A 21512-nucleotide genomic window follows, 5' to 3' on the forward strand; every position below is an offset into this window, starting at 1 on the left:
CCTATTTCGCAAACACGCTCTACGTCTCCTTCTTCACGCTCATCGGGGTTTTAATCAGCTCCGTTTTGGCGGCTTACGCCTTCGCGCGGCTGGAATTCAAAGGCAAAGACCTGCTTTTCTACCTCTTCTTGAGCATGATGATGGTGCCGGAACCCATCTATATCATTTCATCATATATTATGTTGGATAAATTCAACTGGCTGGACACCTACAACGCGCTCATCATTCCCTGGTGCGTGAATATCTTCACCATCTTTTTGTTCAGGCAACACTTTAAAAGCTTGCCTCAAGAGCTTTTCGACGCGGCTTCAATCGATGGCTGCAGCACTTTCGGAATGCTCACCCGTGTGGTTTTGCCACTTTCGAAAGGGGTGATGGCCACCGCTGCTGTTTTTTCCGTGATCGGTTCTTGGAACAGCTTCATGTGGCCATTGGTGATGACCGACCGCCCTGAATTACGCGTTTTACAAGTGGGTCTCAGCTATTTCAATCAGGAAGCTTCCACACAGACCACTCTGTTGATGGCTGCCTCCACATTTAGCATTGTGCCCATACTCATCATCTTTTTCCTGGCCCAAAAACAGATTATCGCCAGCTATGCCAAAGCTGGCTTGAAAGATTAAGAGGAATGTTTTAATGAACAAGAAAAAAACTGACGCTCGTCACATCAAAAAACAAATCCAAAAGCAGGACACTGAAAAGCAGAAGGAATACAAAGTCCCCGAAAGGGCAAAACCAATGGAAGACTTCAGGTTCCGTCCCCAGCCTTTGGAAAATCCGAAGCTGAACAACATTGTTGCCTGGGCGGTATTTGCAGTGGTGATGTTGGTTTATTTGCTCACCCAGGCACGCAGTACATCCTTTTGGGATTCAGGGGAATATGCCACCTGTGTGAGCATCCTTGGGGTGCCTCACCCTCCGGGAAACCCATTTTATGTGATTTTTGGACGTGCGCTGGTGACCCTCTTCGGAGGACTGTTTTCCCACGCCCAGATAGCCGCCTTCATGTCCGGTCTTTTTAGCGCTTTTGCCTCAATGTTCACCTATCTCATTACAGTTCAACTGGTCAGCATGCTGCGCGTTCGGGATTGGGAGGCAATGTTTGCGGGAGTTGTGGCGTCTTTGCTCACAGCGTTTTCTTTCACCTTCTGGATGAACGCCGTGGAGGCGGAAGTTTATTCCGGACTGGTCTTTTTTGTGAACCTCATCATCTGGCTCACCCTGCGCTGGGTGCAAAATTCAAGGGATTTTGATCGCCAAAACGACCTTCTGCTCATAGTCTATCTCTTTTTCGTGGCTTTCAGCACTCACCAATCCGCATTGCAAATCGCCCCTGCCATATTGTTCATCGTGGTTTGGCCGCTGCTGTTCCAAGGCTCCAAACAAAATAGCTTCTGGAAAAAATTTGTGGGTTATGGCGCTGCATTGGTACTCAGCTATGTGTTTTTCGGCCTCATTGGGAACGCAGTCAATTTGGACGTTTTGGACAAACTTGGCTTTGCCTTGTGCATCATCGTTTTGATGATCATAGAATTACGTGAAGTATTCGACCCCAAACTTTGGGTTCTGAGCATAGCTTTGGTGATTATCGGAGTATCTGCCCACATCTACATTCCCATTCGCGCTGCCGATACACCTTTCATAAATCTTGGCAATCCCAGCAATGTGGAAAGCTTCAACAAATATCTGGCGCGCGATCAATATGGCCAAACCTCCATGTTCGAACGCCGTGGAAGCGCAAAACACCAGTTGGGGCATCATTTGTTCCGCTATTTTGGCTGGCAATGGTTCAGAACCGAAGGTTTACCAAAAACCACAAAGCTGCCAACCTCCATGATATCTTTCTTTGGCATGTTGTTCGTGGCGGTCATCAGCTTGTTTGGCGCCTGGTTCCACTGGAAAAACAACAAACATAGCTTTGCCTACCTGCTCGCCATCGTGTTTTGCGTGACCCTGCTCTGGGCTTTTGTGCTCAACCTTTCAGATCAAGAGGTCCGCGACCGAGACTATTTTTTTGTGATTGCCTACAACATGTGGGCTATATGGATAGGCATCGGTGCTTTGGCTGTTTCAAGATTGGTAAACAACAAAACCATAAAAATGGCAATCGTGGCGGTGATGCTCTCCCTCCCTGTTTTAAATCTGGCACTCCAATATCGTGAACACGACCGCTCCAAAGAATTCATTGCTCTGGATTATGGGCTGAATTTCCTGAATTCGGTGGAGGAAAACGCCATCATTTTCACAAACGGGGACAACGACACCTATCCTCTCTGGTACGCGCAGGCGATGGCAGATCCTTACGCCAAGGAATATATCCACGAAGCTCGGGACATCTTCCCCACTTCGGAATCCGAAGCCGCCATCCAGCACGCCATGGAATATAAAAACAAGCACCTCAAAGGGATACGCAAAGACGTTACCGTGGCGAATCTTTCACTTCTAAACACAGCCTGGTACATCCGACAACTTCGTGACCGTGAAGGAGTTGTGATAAATTGGACCGAGGATGAGATTAATTCCCTGGATGAAGGTCCAAACGCCTTTCATCAATATTTGTGGCAGGATAGAGTCAATTATATTGCAGGTGACCCAGCCGGCGAGCAAAACTTTTCCATAAACTATCTGGAAAACGCGCAAAACAGCGAAACCACCGGCGCTTTCTACCCTCTCCGTGGTTCGGATTTTGCCGCCCTCAAGATTGTTCAAGACAACTTTGGTAAACGTCCCATCTATTTTGCCGTCACCTGCGAAACCAATGTTGGTTTTGATGATTACCTGCGCAGCGAGGGCATGGTTTACCGCGTCGTCAGCACCAAGGGCGAATATGAAGAACAGGTTGATATCAATCGTCTGCTCACAAACATCGACAAAGTATATCAATACCGCTCCATTCACGATGACAGAGTCTATAAAGACGACAATATGCAGCGCTTGGTAATGAATTATGGTTCTGGTTTCAACCGTGCCGCGATCTGGTTTGCCAAGCAGAGGAATTTTGAGAAAGCCCTTGAATATGCCCAAACCGCGAAAAAATTCATCGATAGTGACCTGCGTCTCTCAGAATTCTGGGTGAACTATTATGCCGGATTGGGACAGCTTGACAAACTTGACGATTTTATCGACCAAAACATCATGCAACACCCTGACGCCATTCGCATCTATAACAGCTATGTGCTGAACACGATGGCCAAAGATTATCCCCAGTATTTCCCGCGCTACATGAAAAAAATGCTCTTGGCTTGGCCCAATGAGATGGATTATGCGGATTTGGCAATCTACTATGGGAGCAACTACAACCTCATGCCCCAGGTGGAGGCTCTTCTGGATACTCTTTGGATTCAAAATAAACTTGGTTACAGTCTTCAAGACCTCAATCTACGCATGAGAGAACTATACCACGAAGAAGATATAAATCAAGGAATGTGATGCCCTGAACTGCTGTTTTCACCAAACACGGGAATGAGATACCTCGTTCCCGTGTTTTTTCCTTACTTGCTCTACATCAAACACATTTTATAAAGGAGCTAAAATGAAACTGGAAATATGCGTGGATTCTATGGAATCCGCCCTGATAGCCCAAGAAGCCGGTGCCGATAGAGTCGAACTTTGTTCTTGTTTGAATTGTGGTGGGCTCACGCCTTCCCTGGGTGCCATCACCTCAGCAAAAAGCTTATTGACCATCCCAGTCCATGTTCTCATCCGGCCACGTGTGGGAGATTTTTGCTATTCGGATTTGGAGTTCCAGCAGATGCTACGAGATGTTCGGCTTGCCAAGGACACCAAAACTGAAGGCGTGGTTTTGGGCATTTTGACCCCGGAGGGAAACGTTGACATATTCAGAACCGGCTTGCTGATTGAGGCTGCCAGGCCACTGAGCGTGACCTTTCATCGTGCCTTCGATTTTTGCGCCGACCCTCTGCAAGCCATGGAAGAGCTAATTTCGCTGGGTGTGGATAGGATCCTCACCTCCGGCCAAAAAAATACGGCAAAGGAAGGCACTGCCCTGTTGAAAGACTTAATCAAACAAGCTGATAACAGAATTATCATCATGCCCGGAGCAGGCATCAATTCGCAAAACCTGCTCGAATTGATTAAAGAAACCCAGGCCAAGGAAGTTCATCTCTCCGCGTCCAAATTTATTCCCAGCCCCATGCTCTTCAAACCGGGCTTGAACCCTCAGGGTTTTGGAAACCCCGAACTTTCTCTGCGCCAGGCCGATGGAGACGAAATCCGTAAAATAAGGAGGCTGCTGTCATGAAAAACATCGCCATCGGCGGCTTCTTTCACGAATCCAACAGCTTCAATCCCATCATCACTCCCAAAGAGGATTTTCTGATTTTTGAAGACGATGAGATTCACACCCAGGGTCAAAACTATCTTCAAGCTCAGGGCATCGTGGATTTTTTTGAGGACAAAAAGGATTGCCGACTCATACCTTTGGTTTTCGCGCGCGCCGTTCCCAACGGTTTGGTGGAGGAAGCTCTCTATTTAAAACTGAAAAAGAGGTTTTTTGAACTGCTGGACAGTGCGCCTCGTCCGGATATTTTTGTGTTGGCGCTTCATGGCTCCATGCGAGTGCAAAACATCGGTTCGGCAGAATCTGACCTTTTGGAATCCATCAAAACCCGCTATCCCGATTTGCCCATAGTTTGCGGACTTGATATGCACGCCACTATCACTCAGAAAATGCTGAATTGTGCCAACGCCATGGTGGGCTATAAAACCGCGCCCCATCTGGACGCTTGGGAAACCGGACAACACGCAGCGCGGATAGCCTGGAAGATTCTTTTTGAAAACATGAAACCCCAGATGGCGGCTGTGAAACTTCCCTATCTGATCGCAGGAGAAAAATCCGAAACAGATTATCCGCCCATGAAGGATTTGATTTCTGAGCTGTGCGAGTTGGAAAAACAGGATGATGTCTGCGCGGCTTCCTACCTGCTTGGTTTTCCCTGGGCTGATGCGGATGAAAATGGCGTCACGGCACTGGTAGTCACCAAAAACGATAAAAACAAAGCCACTGAATACGCAAACCTGCTGGCAAACAAATTTTCAGAACTAAAATCCCAGTTTTCATTTTCCGTTCCAGCGTATCCGCCCGAAGAAGCTCTGCGCCTGGCTTTGAGTGAAAACATCCGCCCCATTTTCGTGTCTGATTCTGGTGACAATCCCACCGCAGGTTCCACTGCAGATAACACAAATATAATCGCCCTTCTATCCGGAATTCTAAAAGAAAAAACCCGGGGGAAAAAGATTGTGGTCGCCGGCATCTTTGACCCACATGCCGTCACATTTTGCAAGGCCAATTTAGGAAAAAAGATAACCCTGAATGTAGGTGGATATTTCGACACAATGTATTGCCAGCCCGTGGAATTAAGCGGCACGCCGGTTAAATTGCTGGAAGGTTTTGGCCCCTTCCGCAGCGATCTCATCCTGTTCAGAACCACAGAATTTGATCTCATCATCACCTCAAAACACATCGGCTTCACCAGTCTGGATATGTTTAAAGCTCTAAAAATCGACTATATGCAGACAGATGTAATCGTGGTAAAACTGGGTTATCTCACCGAGGATTTCAAAGACATCGCGGCGAAATCCTTTCTGGCATTGACCCGCGGCTGTACCGACGAAGTTCTCAGCCGCCTTGATTACACAAATAAATATGAACTGCTCTGAGTTTTTGCGATGATTTAACTTGACAAAAACGCCGTCCTTACGATATGTGAACATATATTCATATAGATGAGGTTCACATGGACGTAACATACATATATAAAGGACTTTCGCAAGACGAAGCCGACACATTACAAGCCGCTCTACCCGATGAACGGACAATTGGCATTTTGAGCGATTTTTTTGGCGTTTTTGCCGATAACACCCGCCTGCGCATTCTCTGGTTTCTTTCCCAGCGGGAACTGCGTGTGGCGGATCTTGCCGCCTTGGTCGGGATGCAGCAATCCGCTGTTTCGCACCAATTAAAAACCCTCAGGCTGCAGCGCTTGGTAAAATTCCGCCGTGAAGGCACCACCATCCATTATTCTTTGGATGATGAACACGTGCGTCATGTTTTTGATGTGGCACTGGAACACATCCGCGAGGGACAACTGCCATGACCGTACGCGAATACGACATCCAAAACCTCGGTTGTGCCGGCTGCGCCAGCAAGATAGAAGAGCAAATCAAAGCGCTTCCGGAAGTGCATGACGTAAACCTCGATTTTGTGAACCGCAAATTGATTGTAAAATACCATTCCGCAGTGGATTCTCCTCTGCAAAAACTAAACAGCATCGCGGATTCAATCGAACCGGGTGTCAGTTTCACAACTGGAGGTGAAACCCAAGCAACAAGCAAGGATACTGCGTTTTGGCTCACTCTTGGCTTTGCCACCGCGTTCACAGTTGCCACTTTTTTCCTGCCCCAGCATTGGTTACCCTGGTTTGGCATCGCGGCATGGCTTTTGGCAGGCTACCGCGTTCTTATCAAAGCAGGGAAATCGCTGTTTTCCCGACAGGTTTTCTCTGAACACCTTTTGATGGCCATTGCCACCCTGGGCGCTGTGATTTTGGGTGAATATGCCGAAGCTGCCGCCGTGATGATACTTTATGAACTTGGTCAATGGCTTGAACACCGCGCTGTGGAACATTCCCGCAGCCTCATTCGCGGCATGCTTTCCCTGAAGCCGGATAAAGCGCATTTGCTCACAGAATCAGGCATTGAGGATGTTTCGCTGGACGACGTTTCCATCGGTTCCCTCATCCAGATCAGACCTGGTGAAAGAGTGCCCCTGGATGGCGAAGTTGTAAAAGGTGAAAGCTCTGTTGATAGTTCCACTCTTACCGGAGAGGCGGAACCGCTGTTTGTGGGACCCGGAGCAAAGATATTCGCGGGTTTTTTGAACCACAGCGGCTTGTTGGAAATGAAAGTTGGCTCCAGCGAGGCGGAAAGCACTGTAAACCGCATTTTGGACCTGATCGACAACGCCGGTTCCCGCAAATCCCAACAGGAAAAATTCATCACCCGCTTCGCCAGAGTTTATACTCCCGCCGTGGTCGCCATCGCTTTTTTGGTCTTTCTCATCCCCACTCTGTTGGGCCAATCCGCCGCTGAATGGTTCCACCGCTCGCTGGTTTTCCTCATCGTTTCCTGTCCCTGCGCTCTGGTGATTTCGATTCCACTTTCCTATTATATTGGCATCGGAGTTGGCGCCAAAAAGGGTATCATTTTCAAAGGAAGCGAATATCTGGATGTGCTTCGTCAGGTTAAAACGGTGGTTTTCGACAAAACCGGAACCCTCACCACGGGCGAGCTGAAGGTTGAAAAAGTGCTGGTGGAAAACGATACTGAACCCGTGGAATTGCTTCATACCATCTGGCTCTGCGAACATAATTCCTCCCATCCTTTCGCCCGTGCCATCCAAGCTGTTTATGATGGTGATTACGACCCCCAAAAAGTGAACGCCTATTCCGAATATCCCGGCAAAGGTGTTTTGTTGCTATATGGCAAAGACAGGCTGATAGCCGGTTCCGTGGATTTTCTTCGTGAACACGGCTTTGTGAGCCTCATCGATTCCGGCGCTCACAGCACCGTGCACGCCGCAAAAAACGACATTTATCTGGGCTGCCTCACTTTTTCCGATGCCATCAAACCCGGCATCCAGGACGCTCTCTCCCAATTGAAAAAATTGGGCGTGAACCGCATGGTGATGCTTTCCGGAGACCGTCTCGCCAAAGCTGAATTGATTGGCACAGAAACCGGCATGGATGAAGTTCAGGCGGAATTGCTACCTTCGCAAAAGCTCGACAGCCTGGAAAAAATTATGGCTGCACACCCCGGAAAAACCGCTTTCGTGGGAGACGGTATGAATGACGCGCCTTCTCTGGCTCGCGCGGACGCGGGTATTGCCATGGGTGGAATTGGAAACCAATCCTCTGTGGAAACCGCCGGCATTGTTCTATTGAACGACAAGCCTGAACAGCTTTCCGCGGCATTTCAGCTTTCCCGCCGAACCGGCGCCCTGGTCACACAAAATATCGTCTTCGCCCTGGGCGTGAAAGCCTTGGTGATGGTTTTGGGTGTCAGCGGCATTTCCGGTCTCTGGGAAGCCGTCATCGCTGATGTTGGCGTCACGCTGCTCGTCATTTTCAATTCCCTGCGCATGTTGCGTTCGGAACGCCGGACTTGACAAAATCCCGCCTCTGAACTGCTTTGACAAATCATCTTAAATTTTATTTGGAGAAACCATGTCCATAAAGATAACTTTGCCTGATGGCTCGATTAAAGAATACGCTCAACCTGTCAGCGCCGAAAAGGTTGCTGAGGATATAAGCCCCCGGCTTGCAGATGCTTCTGTAGCTGCGGAAATCGACGGAAAATTAGTTGACCTGAACCAAATCATCGACCACGACGCCAACCTGATTTTACACACCTTCAAAACTGAAACCGGAAAAGATATTTACTGGCACAGCACCGCCCACTTGATGGCGCAAGCGGTGAAACAGCTTTTCCCGGAAGTGAAGGTCACCATCGGCCCCGCCATCGAACAGGGCTTTTATTACGATTTTGATCGCGACAAACCTTTCACCGAAGAGGAATTGCAACAAATAGAAGGGCGCATGCAGCAGCTCAGCAAAGAATCTTTGCCCTACTCTCGCAAAGAACTTTCCAAAGCTGAAGCCATCGAGATTTTCAAAGCCCAAAACGAAGATTATAAAATCGAAATCCTCAGCGAAATTCCTGATGAAGACACCATCAGCACCTACACCCAGGGCGACTTCATCGATCTTTGCCGCGGCCCGCATATCCCCCACACCGGAAAAATTAAAGCGGTCAAACTGCTCAAATCTTCCGGCGCCTACTGGCGTGGCGATGAAAAAAACAAAATGCTGCAACGCATTTACGGCATCAGCTTTCCCAGCAACAAGGAATTGGAACAATACCTGGAATTCCTGCGCCAGGCGGCTTTGCGCGACCATCGCAAACTGGGCAAAGACCTGGATCTCTTTTCCATCAATGAAGACATCGGCCCCGGCCTGGTTTTATGGCATCCCAATGGCGCGATGATTCGCCACTTGATTGAAAATTATTGGCGCGAAGAGCATCTCCGCCGGGGATACAAATTGGTTTACACGCCCCACGTGGGACGCGCCCAGCTTTGGGAAACCAGCGGCCACCTTGGTTTTTACCAGGAAAATATGTATGCCGCCATGGACGTGGAAGGCCAGGATTACTATATCAAGCCGATGAACTGCCCTTTCCACATAGCGATTTACAATTCCAACCTGCACAGCTATCGCGAACTGCCCATCCGTTTGGCTGAACTGGGAACCGTTTACCGCTATGAACGTTCCGGAGTTTTGCACGGCCTGATGCGGGTGCGCGGCTTCACCCAGGACGACGCCCACATCGTCTGCACTCCCGAACAGCTCAATGACGAAGTGGAAAAGCTCATCGTGCTTTCCTTTGATATGCTTAAACACTTTGGTTTCAAAGAGTTCCTGGTTTATCTCAGCACCCGTCCCGATGAAGCTGTGGGCGACCCTGCAGATTGGGAAACCGCCACTCAAAGCCTGCGCGGTTCCCTGGAAAAAATTGGAGTTGATTACGAAGTTGACGAAGGCGGCGGCGCTTTTTACGGTCCCAAGATTGATATTAAAATCAAGGACGCGCTTGGACGCGCCTGGCAATGCAGCACCATCCAATTCGATTTCAACGAACCCACCCGCTTCAACATGAGCTACATCGGTGCCGACAACGCTCAACATCGTCCCTTCATGATTCACCGCGCCATTTTGGGTTCCGTGGAACGTTTTTTTGCCACGCTCTTGGAATATCACGGTGGAAACCTGCCTCTCTGGCTGGCACCAGTTCAGCTTATTCTGTTGCCCATCACAGAACAGCAGATGGACTATGCGCGCAAGATTGAGGAAGAATTCCGCCTGAAAGGCCTGCGCTGTGAAGTGGATACCCGCAACGAAAAAATCGGCTACAAAATCCGCGATGCCGAAATGAAAAAGATTCCCTACATGGCCATCATCGGCAAAAAAGAAGAAGAAGCCAAAGCCCTGTCCCTGCGCCAGCACACAGTTGGTGACCTCGGCTCCATGAGTTTTGACGAAGCCCTTGAAAAGATGCAGGAATCTTGAGCCCGCGTGTGGATTCTCACACAAGCCTTTTAATTACACTATTTTACGGATAAAAAAGAAGGCGCCAAAAGCAGACAAATTTGGCGCCTTCCAAGTCACTGCCCTTAGTCTTCCTTATGTTTCAAAAGCAAAGTTATGGTAGATAAAGGTTTACGGCCATCATCAGCTTTTTTCAACAGGCTCGTTCTAATCTATGAGGGCGCGATAATTTCTCTTGCTTGATCCCGTGGGCAAAAACCATCTCACCAATGAACCAGGAGCCGCAAAGCCAGGAATAGCTTTGCCTTGAGGCTCAAATCTTGGGTTTTTCTATCTGTTTTCCGCTTCCAGTCCCAACTCCAGGTTGTCAGGTTTTTCTGCCGTAACCCTGTGAAAAGCCCAAAGCGACAGCGCCAAAATCACCAATGCCGGTGCGATTACCCAATAGCGCAGGTTTTCAGCATCCACCACTATGAATTTCATCCAGCTTTGCTCCGAAAAAAGCCCGATGAACAGCGCCAGAGCGTTGTTGATGGTGTGTGAAAGCATGGAATTATAGATACTTCCGGAGCGTGAGCTGAGATAGCCCAACAAGATTCCCAAAATCAAAACCGGGATAAAGCGAAATAGATCAAGATGGAAAACCGCGAACAGCAGAGCGCTGATAATCACCGATTGCCAAAACTTTCCTTTTTCAAAAAAGCGGATTAAAAAGCCACGAAACATCAGCTCCTCACAGATTCCAGGCATCACCGCAATCACCAAAAACATCTGCCAGGTGGGCACATCCAGCTTGAAAAGCTTCCCCAGCCCTTCCAGATATTCCGGCGGGAAGGGAAAAACTTGGTTGATGAGCTGGGCGATAATGGAAACCGTCACAGCCGCGGAAATCGCGATGATGGGCACCAAGAGCAGCTCCTTGGGCTTGGGAGCGTTTAATCTCAGCAGCTTTCTGGCTTCCCCGCCGCGAATCTTCAAAAATCCCAATATCAAAAAGACCGGCAAAAAAATGATGAGCAATTGGGTTTTCACCAAACCGTTCACCAAGTTTCCCATCTGCCATTTCGTGCCCAAATAATAAAGCGCCACCAAAGCCAGGGAAAAATAGACCGCGCCGTTGAAGGGATTGAAAAATCCACGCTTGCTTTTCCGCTGGGAGCGCAGACCGCCGCCATCCTCTTCAGTTCTGAAAAGCACCGCTTCGGAATGGAAAAGTTTCACCGTCAGCCAGATTGCCAAAACGTCCAAAACCAAAGTGCTGCCAACCGTGATCAGCAGATGCGAAAGCTCCCATTCGCCAATCAAGATTCCCTTGAAAAGCAGCGCGATATTCACCACCGGCAGCAGCGCCATCAGATTGCTAATCTGCATGGCAGGAATGAAGCTCACCATGCCTAAAAGCATGGAAACAATCATGATGGGCTGTTCGTAGGTGCGGGCTTCCTTCATGTTTCTGGAAAAAGTGGAAATGGAAAGCAGCAGCGCTGAAAACAAGGTAGCCAGAGGTATCATCGCCAAAAGCAGAATCATGAACGATTTTATGGGCAGTTGCAGACCTTGCTCCGCGAAACCCATCTGGGAAAGCAAAAACTTAACGGAAAAGCTTATGCTGATGAGGTTTATAATCACGTTTATCATCGCCATGCAAAACACGGTGAGATACTTTCCAAGAACGATTTCACCGCGTGTTGCCGACGAAACCAGCAGCGTTTCCAAGGTGCGGCGTTCCTTTTCACCCGCCACGAGGTCTGCAGCCACCACCGAAGCGCCAGTTATCAACATCAATATCATCATATAGGGCAACAACATACCCAACAAATTGCCCATCTTTTTCTCGGTGGACGAGCTGTCGAATTGCTTCACCGTGAGCGGATGGATATATTCTTCTTCCAAACCTTTTTCGCTCAGGCGTTTGGCAAGTATTTTGGAATTTACCTGCGAAAGGCTTTTCTGCAGTTTTTCAAAAAGCAGGCGCCCCTGATCTCCGGACGCGTCAAAGCGGATGCCGGCTCTGTAACTTGGAACCCCGCTGGTTGAAACTGTATCCGAGATGCTCACCACAGCCAGAATTTCTCTTTCTTCATAAAGCATTTCCAGATGTGGCGGATTTTCCAGGGTGGTCACATACGGCGTTTCCTGCAGGGTTTGAAACACGGTTTCATAGATTTCCTTGGCGTCGGGTGTGTCGTATGAAAGGCTGTCCATCAGCGCGATAACGGCACCGCGCTTATCCAAAATATCGGCTTGGCGGCTCATAATGCTGCTGGAACCGATGAAAATCAGCGGATATAGGATAACGGGCAGAACTATGGTGGCGAAAAGCGTGCGCTTGTCACGCAGCATTTCCAGGATTTCTTTGCGGAAAACGATTAATGCTTTTTTAAAATTCATGATTCTCAAGCTCCATGCCGGTTTGGTTCACATAGTGCACAAAAATGTCGTCAAGGTCTTCAAAGCCAGTTTCTTCGCGCATCTGCTGCAGGGTTCCCTGTGCCAAAACCTTGCCGCTGTGTATCATCACAATCCGATCCGCCAAGCGCTCTGCCTCACGCATAATGTGGGTGGAAAACAACACGCATTTGCCATTTTCCCTGCAGGTTCGGATGAAGGAAATGATGTTGCGCGCGGTCAGAATATCCAATCCGGATGTGGGTTCGTCAAATATCATCACAGGTGGATCGTGAATAATGGAACGCACGATGGAAGCTTTTTGCTTCATGCCGCTGGAGAGGAATTCCATCTTTTTATCCAAAAAATCGTGCATATCCAAAAGCGTTGCCATCTCATCAATCCGCTTTTTGATATCTTGTTCTTCCACGCCGTACAGCCTGCCAAAATAGGTGATGAACTCGCGCGGGCTGAGGCGCATGTAAAGCCCTGTGTCGCCTGAAAGGAAGCCCAGATTGCGGCGCACCATATCGCCCTGGGAAACGATGTCGTAACCCTCGATTTGCGCGCTGCCGCCATTGGGCTTGAAAATGGTGGAAAGCACCCGCATTGTGGTGGTCTTTCCAGCGCCATTCACGCCCAAGAGGCAAACAATTTCACCATGTGCCGCCTCAAAACTGACTCCATCCACTGCCCTGAAAGTGTTGCCGTTTTTTTGTGGAAACTCTTTTACCAACGATTGAACCTGGATCATTATTAACACCTTATTCCATGCTGTCTGAAAATTTTTGTGGATGTTTTCCGGTGCTTGTCATCATGTCAAGCATTATCGTTTGTGATACAGGAATCAATCTAAGGTTTAACATTAAGTCACATCATATAACATCATGATTTTCAAGATGTTATCCTTGTATAATTAAAACCAGACATGCTAATCCTGCCTCCCAGCTTTACCCTTCCCTGCCTCCAGCTCATGTGTCTTTCGAACATGCCTCGTGATCATCCCGATTCTTTATCGGGAAGTGCGCGGGTGACTGCCGTGTAACATTGCTGTCTGAACCCAGAGCGAATCAAGAAAGGGGAGGATAAAAAGCCAGGAAGGCCACAAAAAAAAGCCAACCGCAAAGATGGAATTACCGGCATTTTAACAGATTAAGGAAGCTTGAACACGAAAAACACTTGACTAAAAACCGCCGCTCAAAGTAAATGGACACGTATATAATGAAACAGCCCAAAGCGGCTTGAAACCAGCGAGGAGACTATCATCCCAATCACCATATCAAGAGAGGATTATCTTTTATGAAAGAAGCGCTCAGCCTGCTCAATCAGATTGAAGCCAGCCGTGTTTTGGACGCTGCCACAGGAAAAGGTGATTTCATCCAAACCCTGAAACAACACCTGAAAAGCTATGGCCAAATCATCGGCGTGGACGCCTCTGAAAAAAGCGTTGACCATGCTCAAAAGCGCTTTCCAGAGAATGATGTGGAGATTTATCGCATGGATCTTGGCGCGCTGGCTTTCGAAGACGCCAGTTTTGACCTGGTGACGCTTTTCAACTCCCTGCACCATATTGCCGAGCTTGATAAAGCTTTATCCGAGATGATGCGCGTTTTAAAGCCCGGCGGCAGGTTCTTGATTAGCGAAATGTATTGCGATGGCCAGCAAAGTGAACCCCAAAAAACCCATGTGATGATGCACCATTGGCTTGCCCACATCGACCGTGAAAGCGGAATCTATCATCGTGATACCTTTAAACGGGATGAGATAATCGCCATCTTTGATGGCTTGGGGCTGGCAAAGCTCAAAAGCGTGGATTATTATGTCCCTGTGGATGATCCCAAAGCCGTCCTCAACTGCGATAACCTGAAGCGAAACTGTTCCGTGGCGTTCAGCAAAGCCCATAATCTCGAAAAATATGAGGAAATCCTCAGTGAAGGAAAAATGGTTTTGGAGAGAATTAATGATGTGGGATGCGCCGGCGCCAGCAGATTGATGCTTTTGGGCCAAAAACCAAATATAAATATGTAAAAATCCAAGGAGAATGGAAAATGTCTATAGACGAAAATCTGTTTGAACTACCTCAAACCCAGCTTACCAAGCTGGCTAAAAAATATGAAATCCCAGGTTATACCCAGCTCAAAGGAACCGACATGGTTTTCAAGCTGTTGGAATATAAGGCAGCCCAGGAGGGTCTGGCTTTCGTGACCGGCTGTTTGGAAATCATGGACGATGGCTTTGGCTTTCTGCGTTTTCCCCAAAACAACTATCTGCCGGGTCGGGACGATGTTTATGTATCGCTCACCCAAGTGCGGCGTTTCGGACTGAAAACCGGACACATGATTTCCGGTCCTGTGCGTTCGCCCAAGGAAGGTGAGAAATATTACGCTCTTTTGCGGGTTGACGCGGTCAACTATATGGCCCCCACAGCGATGCAGGATCTGCGCACCTGGGACGAACTTACACCTTACTATCCCACCGAGCGCCTGAACCTGGAATTTTCCCCAACGAACTATTCCACCCGCATCATCAACCTCTTCACCCCCATCGGAAAAGGTCAGCGCGGCCTGATTGTTGCTGCTCCCCGCACCGGAAAGACAACCCTGTTGCAAGACACCGCGAACGCGATTCTTTCCAACCATCCGGAAGTCTATCTGATTGTGTTGCTGGTGGATGAGCGACCCGAAGAGGTTACGGAAATGAAAAAAATCCTCAAACCGGGAAACCGGGAGGTAATCAGCTCCACATTTGACGAATCGCCAAAAAACCACACCGCCGTCAGCGAAATGGTGCTTGAAAAAGCCAAGCGCATGATTGAGCTAAACCAGGACGTGGTCATCGTTTTGGATAGTATCACCCGCCTGGCGAGAGCTTACAATAACATCACGCCTTCCAGCGGAAAGGTGCTTTCCGGAGGTATCGACGCCAACGGGCTCATCAAACCCAAAAAATTCTTTGGTGCCGCTCGTAATACTGAGGAAGCGGGCTCGCTTACCATCATCGCCACCGCGCTCATAGATACCGGTTCGAAGATGGACCAGGTGATTTTTGAGGAATTCAAAGGCACTGGAAACATGGAATTGGTGCTGGATCGCAGCATTTCCGACATGCGCCTCTACCCTGCCATCGATCTTGTTAAAAGTGGAACCCGCCGCGAAGAGCTGTTGCTTACCCAAAACGAGATTAACCGCATGTATGTGTTGCGCAAATATCTGAAAACCATCAGCCCCATCCAGGGCATCGAAACCCTGCGCAAACAAATGCAGGCCTCAAAAAGCAATGATGAACTGCTGAACTCCATGAGCAACTAAACCACGCTGGAGGATTTCATATGCCTCGTAAACAAATCTGGAACACCGTATTCACAGAGCCTGAATGCCGGATTTATCCGAATTATATAGAAAAAAAAGCTGTTGCCGTGCAGGTTGATTCTGCTGCAAGTAAACATTTTACCTTCCTTCCCATCTTGCTTTTTGCGGTTTTGACTCTGCTGGTTTTGCCCCTCTGGGGTGTGGAACTGGGCAAGGAAATGAAAGCCTTAGAAACGATGTTTTGGGAAGGAGATTTGGAAGAATTGCCTGCCAAACTCATCAAGAGCAAACCCAAGGGGGATGAGGAGATGGCTCTGCAAAGCTATATCAACGCCATGCTGCAGACCAGCCAGAAAGACACTCAGCAACTCTTGCGGCAAACCATGGACCGTTATCCCTCCACCCATTATGGCCAGATGAGCATGCTGGAAACCGCTAAATTGCTCATTTTTGAGCGCAAATACGCCGAGGCTGAAACCTTGCTGAACCGCATCAATAATCAGGACATCAGCGAGCGTTATTACTGGTTGGCATATTGCTCTCAAGCGCAGGATAAATATGAAGAAGCAGCGGTTCGTGGCAGAGAATATCTGAGGCGACAGCCCAGGGGCAAACACGCTGAAGACACCTATTATCTGATTGCTACGATGAAACAACAGCAGAGGAAATATGCGGAGGGGATTCAGGCGCTGGAAGAGCTGCGCGCCATTCCGGGTTTTCCGCGCAGCAAACAGTATTTCCACCATCTGCTGGGGCGGCTGCACCATCAAAGCGGAAACTGGAGCAAAGCCTATGAAAATTACAAGGAAGGTTTTTTGCTGAACAAAGGCTCCCAACTGGCTTACGAGCTTGAAGACCTGCTTTTCGAGCTGAAGGAAGCCCGCGGTTCCAGCATTGATCTTTCTTTCATGTATCCCTATACAAAGCTTGATCTTCCAGAACTGCAGGAAATCCCCGCGCCGCCGGAGCTACCCGCAATTGATCTAGGTAAAGAAGCGCTCCGCGCTCAAAACAAGCCCAAAGGCAGCAATTATGTCCAGGCGGGGCGTTTCGGTTCCGAGGACAACGCCAAATCCCGTGCCAGCGCGATGCGCGCCCTGAATCTGAACGCCTACTATTATGAGGATAGCGCAAATCGGAGCATCCCCTGGGTTGTTTTCTGCGGACCATACTCAAGCGCCAGCGAGGCGGAAACGGTGCGTCAAATCCTGACCCGAAACTCGATAGATTGCTTTATCACCAACTATTGAAACACGGATGAAGTCTCCCGAACCAGCCAAACTAACCCCCGTGCTCAGGCAGTTTCAAGAGCTGAAAGATGCTCATCCGGACAAACTGCTCCTCTTTCGCATGGGCGATTTCTATGAAACTTTTTTTGACGATGCGCACACAGCGGCAAAAATCTTGAACATCACCCTCACCTCGAGGGATAAAACCAGCGAAAACCCTGTTCCCATGGCAGGTTTTCCACACCACGCGCTGGAAGCTTATCTGGATAAATTGATTAAAGCCGGGCTGAAAATCGCCATCTGCGAACAGACCGAGGACCCCAAAAAAGCGGTGGGTTTGGTGAAGCGGGAAGTGGTGGAAATCATTACCCCGGGCACGGTTTTGGATCATTCCCTGATCGGAGGCAGCGCGAATAATTTCCTCAGCGCAGTGTATTATGAAGATGAAAAACAAAAAGCCGGCCTTGCCAGCCTCGAGCTTTCCACCGGAGAATTCATCTTCACCGAGCTGAAAACCGAGGAACTGGCAAACGAACTTTTGAGGCTGAGACCGGCGGAAATAATCGTGAACAGCAGCGCGTCGGAAGCTTTTATCAAGAGTTTGAAGCTGGAATATAATCCCACCATCAGCATTTTCGACAGTTGGCAATTTCGCCCTTCGGAAGCGGCTTCCGTGCTCAAAAAACACTTTCAGGTTCACTCGCTGGAAGCTTTTGACGCCCACGCAAAACGCTTGGGTGCCACAGCCGCCGGAGCAGCCCTGGCCTACGTTCAAACCCTGTATCAGGTTCCTCTTACCCACATCAGCAGCCTCAGGTTTTATTCCCTGAGCAGCTATATGCAATTGGATGAAATCAGCCGCCGCAATTTGGAACTGATTCGCTCCATCCGCTATGGCGACAGGCATGGCAGCCTGCTGTCTGTTTTGGATCAAACCCAGACTCCGATGGGCTCGCGGCTCATCCAGAACTGGCTGCTGCATCCGCTTTTAGACCCAGACCAAATCGGCAAACGTCAGGATTTGATTCAGGCTTTTCTATCCAACACAGCCTATTTGAAGGATGTGCGCGCCAGCCTGAAGGAAATTGGCGATATTTCCCGGCTGGTTTCCCGCTTGGGTTCGCTGCGCATCAATCCCCGCGAAATGATGGCGCTGCGTTCATATCTGCTTATTTTGGATGAACTTCGCCAAAGATTGAAGGTGTTTAATGAGCCTTTGATTGATGCTCTGGAAAATGCTCTGGGCGGTTTTGAGGATTTGGCGCAATCCATTGGAGACGCCATTCAAGAGCATCCACCCGTTACCATCAGCGATGGAGGCATCTTCAAACCAGGCTATGACAGTGATCTCGATGAACTTTTGGGACTTATCCACGATGGAAAATCCTGGATCGCGCGCCTGGAAGATGATGAACGTAAAAAAACGGGGATAAACAACCTGAAGGTCGGCTACAACAGAGTTTTTGGCTATTATCTGGAGGTGGGCAGCGCCCACACTTCCAAAGTGCCGGATTATTGGGTTCCCAAACAGACTTTGGTGAATTCCCAACGCTATATTTCACCGCGTCTGAAGGAATTTGAGGCCAAGGTGCTCAGTTCTGAGGAAAAGAACAAGAGCCTGGAATATGAGCTGTTCAAAAACTTTCGCGTCAGCGTGGCATCGCGTTTGGAAGAGCTGCAAAAACTTGGTGAAAATATAGCCCTAATCGACGTTCAGAGCAGTCTGGCTTGGCTGGCCTGGCAAAATAACTACAGCCGTCCACAATTTACGCAGGAACGCAGTTTGACCATTGAAGACGGACGCCATCCTGTGATTGAAAAACTGATTGAAGACCAGGATTTTATCCCCAACGATACCCAACTGGATTATCCTGAAACCACCATCGCCATTATCACAGGACCGAATATGGCGGGAAAATCCACCTATCTGCGTCAGGTGGGTCTGCTGGCCATTATGGCTCAAATCGGAAGCTTCGTTCCGGCTAAAAAACTGCTGATGCCCGTTTTTGACCGTGTTTTCACCCGTGTGGGCGCTTCCGATAACCTTGCCCAGGGTCAAAGCACTTTTTTGGTGGAAATGATTGAAACCGCTAATATCCTTCACACTGCCACAGAGGATTCACTAATTCTTTTGGATGAGATTGGGCGCGGAACCTCCACTTTTGACGGGCTGAGCTTGGCTTGGTCCATCATCGAATACATCCAAAAATACAAGCGCACCCTCACTCTTTTTGCCACCCACTATCATGAACTGACGGAACTGGAAAACATCTATCCTGATATCCGAAACTACAACGTTTTAGTCAAAGAATACAACGACGAGATGATTTTTCTGCGCAAGATTGAGCGCGGCGGAGCGGACCAAAGCTATGGCATTCAGGTTGCAAGGCTGGCGGGAATTCCGGACAGGGTGGTACGCCGCGCTCGTGAAATCCTGCGAAATCTGGAAGATCACGAACTTTCACCCCAGGGACTGACCGCTTCGATCCGCCGCAAACTGAATAAAACCCAGCCCCAGATGGAGCTTTTTGAAGTTTTGGCGGACAAAGCCGATGTGCTCGATCCCATCATCGAAGAAATTAAAGACCTCGAGCTGGACGCCCTCACCCCCATCGAAGCCTGGAACAAGCTAAAAGACATTCAGGACAAATTATGAAACCACAGCATTTTTTACTTCTAATCACCGTCGTGGCGGCGCTTTTATTGGCAGCCTGCAGCGCAAACCAGACCGATCTGGCTGGTAAAATTAACGGTCAACCCATCTCACGTAACGCCTTCAACGAATCTCACCGCAGACACTATGAAAACTTCCAAATAATCCAAAACCGCGCGCCCTCCCGGGAAGAACGTGAACAGATAAAATGGGAAACCTGGACGAATTTGGCGCGGGTCACCATCTTAAAGCAACACTTTAATAAATATAATATAACCGTAACTCCCGCAGAAGTTTTGGAATATCTGCAAAGCGACATTCCTGCCTTCATTCGCAGCTCTCCAAGATTTATGGTTGATGGAGTTTTTGACCCCCTGCTCTACAATCAATCCCTGCTGTATGATACACCGGAAAACCTCGGCTACCTGCGCCAGGAATATCTGGAAATGAGGCTTCCCATCTTGATATTGCAGGATAAGCTGATTGCAAACGAGCTATTGACTTCAGCCGAAAAAAAACTGATCCGCAACATCATCCAGAGCAGAGCGGATGTGGATTTTACGGTTTTGGCTTTGGATGATATTCAGCCCCGGATCACGGAAGAGGAAATAAGCACCCACTATCAGCGCCATTTGGGAGATTATCGCCTGGATCCTTCTATCAGCCTCTCTTACACGGGCATTGATGTGCTTCCTTCACGCACTGATATTGCCGCGACCCGCGATTATGCGGATTCGCTTTATCTGGCTCTCATTTCGGGAAAGCCTGTGGAAGAGCTTTTGCGGAATGAACATCCCTTCGCGGCTTTTTTGGTTTTGGAAGATTTTGGTTTTGTTAAAAATGGTGAATTGGACCCCGAACTCTATGCCCTGCTGAGCGTTCTGGAAGAAGGCAGTTGGAGTAAACCCCGGGAGGAACGAGATGGATACAGCCTGATCCAACTGGAAAAACGCACCAAAAGCCTGAGCAGCTTCAGGCGCCTCCTGTTACCATATATTCCTTCGCAAAACGGTATTGACAGAGCTCGTCCTCAAGCGGAAATCGCGGTTCGTCTTGCCAGAGAACAGGGTATGGCTGTGGCTTGCGAAGAACTTTCCCTTCCACGCGTAAAAGCTCTAAAATACACGCCTGAACAATTTTGGCATCCCGATCCTCTGATTGTGCATGCCATTCGCTATGAGCTGCCTGGTAAAAAACCCGGACACATATTTGAGCCTCTTTATTCAACTGTAACCCGGCAGTGGATTGTGGTGGAATTAATCGAAGCGACCTTGAATGAATTTCGCACGCTGGAAGAAGTGGAAACCGAGATTATGGCACTGCTGACGGCAGAAAAGCGTGAAAAGATGGCGCTGCAAATCTCTGATGCGATTCTAAATGGAAATAGCCCCTCTCCAGACAACGCAACCAAGATCAGCATTAAAAACCTTGGTCCCGATTCTCAGGATTTTGGCAAAAACAGCCCTCGCATCGCCTATTCAATCCTGAAGCCCCATCTGGAAAAGCAGGCCCAAAAAGCTTTTATCTGGAACGGCAAAGTCTGGATGCCCAGCGTCATCAGCGTAAACCAGGATAAATCCATTCCCGTTGACGAGGAAAAGATTCAAGCCATCTTCCGCCAAAACCTCGACCCAGATTGGTTTGATGAGTGGCTGAACCAGAAGCTTGAACAGGCGGTTATCAACAAATACGACTTTTAAGGTCTGCTGTCTCTCTAGCCGCCCTTAGTATCCCTTATGTTTATAAAGCCAACTATAAGCCACACATAGTTTTATGGCTTTGAGCCTTTGTTTTCAACAGACTCGTTCTT

The 21512-nt window shown here is 48.7% G+C and carries 14 protein-coding genes; 12 read left to right on the forward strand and 2 right to left on the reverse strand.

The features are described 5' to 3' along the window. The 7 genes from GX135_01215 to thrS all read left to right on the forward strand — a co-directional run. Nucleotides 1–623 (forward strand): carbohydrate ABC transporter permease (locus tag GX135_01215; GenBank protein NLN84707.1); only part of this gene is annotated, 623 nt, incomplete at its 5' end. A 13-nt stretch (nucleotides 624–636) separates the two neighbouring features. Continuing rightward, nucleotides 637–3429, forward strand: a complete 2793-nt coding sequence (locus GX135_01220) for a DUF2723 domain-containing protein (GenBank protein ID NLN84708.1) — start codon at nucleotides 637–639, stop codon at nucleotides 3427–3429. Nucleotides 3430–3532: 103 nt separating this feature from the next. Continuing rightward, entirely contained in the window at nucleotides 3533–4261 is a 729-nt protein-coding gene (locus GX135_01225; GenBank protein NLN84709.1) for a copper homeostasis protein CutC, read from the forward strand. Further along, entirely contained in the window at nucleotides 4258–5679 is a 1422-nt protein-coding gene (locus GX135_01230; GenBank protein NLN84710.1) for a M81 family metallopeptidase, read from the forward strand. The genes GX135_01225 and GX135_01230 overlap by 4 nt, the downstream gene beginning before the upstream one ends. Nucleotides 5680–5756: 77 nt before the next feature. Continuing rightward, complete coding sequence (locus GX135_01235; protein NLN84711.1) at nucleotides 5757–6116, forward strand: helix-turn-helix transcriptional regulator; 360 nt, start codon at nucleotides 5757–5759, stop codon at nucleotides 6114–6116. Next, complete coding sequence (locus GX135_01240; GenBank protein ID NLN84712.1) at nucleotides 6113–8185, forward strand: heavy metal translocating P-type ATPase; 2073 nt, start codon at nucleotides 6113–6115, stop codon at nucleotides 8183–8185. Before GX135_01235 ends, GX135_01240 begins: the two co-directional genes overlap by 4 nt. Nucleotides 8186–8243: 58 nt before the next feature. Further along, a complete protein-coding gene (gene thrS / locus GX135_01245; protein ID NLN84713.1) occupies nucleotides 8244–10145 on the forward strand; it encodes a threonine--tRNA ligase in 1902 nt (633 codons plus the stop codon). A gap of 309 nt (nucleotides 10146–10454) precedes the next feature. Here thrS and GX135_01250 read toward each other — a convergent pair whose 3' ends face one another. Together GX135_01250 and GX135_01255 are read right to left on the reverse strand one after the other, a co-directional pair. After that, nucleotides 10455–12515: a CPBP family intramembrane metalloprotease gene (locus GX135_01250; protein ID NLN84714.1), complete on the reverse strand. Its 2061-nt coding sequence runs from the start codon at nucleotides 12513–12515 to the stop codon at nucleotides 10455–10457. Continuing rightward, entirely contained in the window at nucleotides 12505–13266 is a 762-nt protein-coding gene (locus GX135_01255; GenBank protein ID NLN84715.1) for an ATP-binding cassette domain-containing protein, read from the reverse strand. Before GX135_01255 ends, GX135_01250 begins: the two co-directional genes overlap by 11 nt. A 545-nt stretch (nucleotides 13267–13811) precedes the next feature. On the opposite strand from GX135_01255, the gene GX135_01260 reads away from it, so the two are divergent. Genes GX135_01260 through GX135_01280 form a run of 5 tightly spaced genes read left to right on the forward strand, consistent with a single transcriptional unit; the run spans nucleotide 13812 to nucleotide 21402 of the window. Then, complete coding sequence (locus GX135_01260) at nucleotides 13812–14540, forward strand: class I SAM-dependent methyltransferase (GenBank protein NLN84716.1); 729 nt, start codon at nucleotides 13812–13814, stop codon at nucleotides 14538–14540. Between the two features lie 20 nt (nucleotides 14541–14560). Further along, nucleotides 14561–15820, forward strand: a complete 1260-nt coding sequence (locus GX135_01265) for a transcription termination factor Rho (GenBank protein NLN84717.1) — start codon at nucleotides 14561–14563, stop codon at nucleotides 15818–15820. Nucleotides 15821–15840: 20 nt separating this feature from the next. Then, nucleotides 15841–17070 carry a hypothetical protein gene (locus GX135_01270; protein ID NLN84718.1) on the forward strand — a complete coding sequence of 410 codons (1230 nt, stop codon included), beginning with the start codon at nucleotides 15841–15843 and terminating at the stop codon, nucleotides 17068–17070. A 40-nt stretch (nucleotides 17071–17110) separates the two neighbouring features. Continuing rightward, nucleotides 17111–19705 carry a DNA mismatch repair protein MutS gene (mutS, locus tag GX135_01275; GenBank protein NLN84719.1) on the forward strand — a complete coding sequence of 865 codons (2595 nt, stop codon included), beginning with the start codon at nucleotides 17111–17113 and terminating at the stop codon, nucleotides 19703–19705. Next, complete coding sequence (locus tag GX135_01280) at nucleotides 19702–21402, forward strand: hypothetical protein (GenBank protein ID NLN84720.1); 1701 nt, start codon at nucleotides 19702–19704, stop codon at nucleotides 21400–21402. Before mutS ends, GX135_01280 begins: the two co-directional genes overlap by 4 nt. Nucleotides 21403–21512: the final 110 nt, after the last annotated feature.

Source organism: Candidatus Cloacimonadota bacterium, assembly GCA_012522635.1.
Lineage (GTDB): Bacteria > Cloacimonadota > Cloacimonadia > Cloacimonadales > Cloacimonadaceae > Syntrophosphaera.

What these genes read in the sequence shown, in the direction of transcription:
- GX135_01230 (NLN84710.1), top strand. Translation starts at nt 4,258, where the DNA reads ATGAAAAACATCGCCATCGGCGGCTTCTTTCACGAATCCAACAGCTTC.
- GX135_01240 (NLN84712.1), top strand. Translation starts at nt 6,113, where the DNA reads ATGACCGTACGCGAATACGACATCCAAAACCTCGGTTGTGCCGGCTGC.
- GX135_01265 (NLN84717.1), top strand. Translation starts at nt 14,561, where the DNA reads ATGTCTATAGACGAAAATCTGTTTGAACTACCTCAAACCCAGCTTACC.
- thrS (NLN84713.1), top strand. Translation starts at nt 8,244, where the DNA reads ATGTCCATAAAGATAACTTTGCCTGATGGCTCGATTAAAGAATACGCT.
- GX135_01250 (NLN84714.1), bottom strand. Translation starts at nt 12,515, where the DNA reads ATGAATTTTAAAAAAGCATTAATCGTTTTCCGCAAAGAAATCCTGGAA.
- GX135_01280 (NLN84720.1), top strand. Translation starts at nt 19,702, where the DNA reads ATGAAACCACAGCATTTTTTACTTCTAATCACCGTCGTGGCGGCGCTT.
- GX135_01270 (NLN84718.1), top strand. Translation starts at nt 15,841, where the DNA reads ATGCCTCGTAAACAAATCTGGAACACCGTATTCACAGAGCCTGAATGC.
- GX135_01225 (NLN84709.1), top strand. Translation starts at nt 3,533, where the DNA reads ATGAAACTGGAAATATGCGTGGATTCTATGGAATCCGCCCTGATAGCC.
- GX135_01235 (NLN84711.1), top strand. Translation starts at nt 5,757, where the DNA reads ATGGACGTAACATACATATATAAAGGACTTTCGCAAGACGAAGCCGAC.
- GX135_01220 (NLN84708.1), top strand. Translation starts at nt 637, where the DNA reads ATGAACAAGAAAAAAACTGACGCTCGTCACATCAAAAAACAAATCCAA.
- GX135_01255 (NLN84715.1), bottom strand. Translation starts at nt 13,266, where the DNA reads ATGATCCAGGTTCAATCGTTGGTAAAAGAGTTTCCACAAAAAAACGGC.
- GX135_01260 (NLN84716.1), top strand. Translation starts at nt 13,812, where the DNA reads ATGAAAGAAGCGCTCAGCCTGCTCAATCAGATTGAAGCCAGCCGTGTT.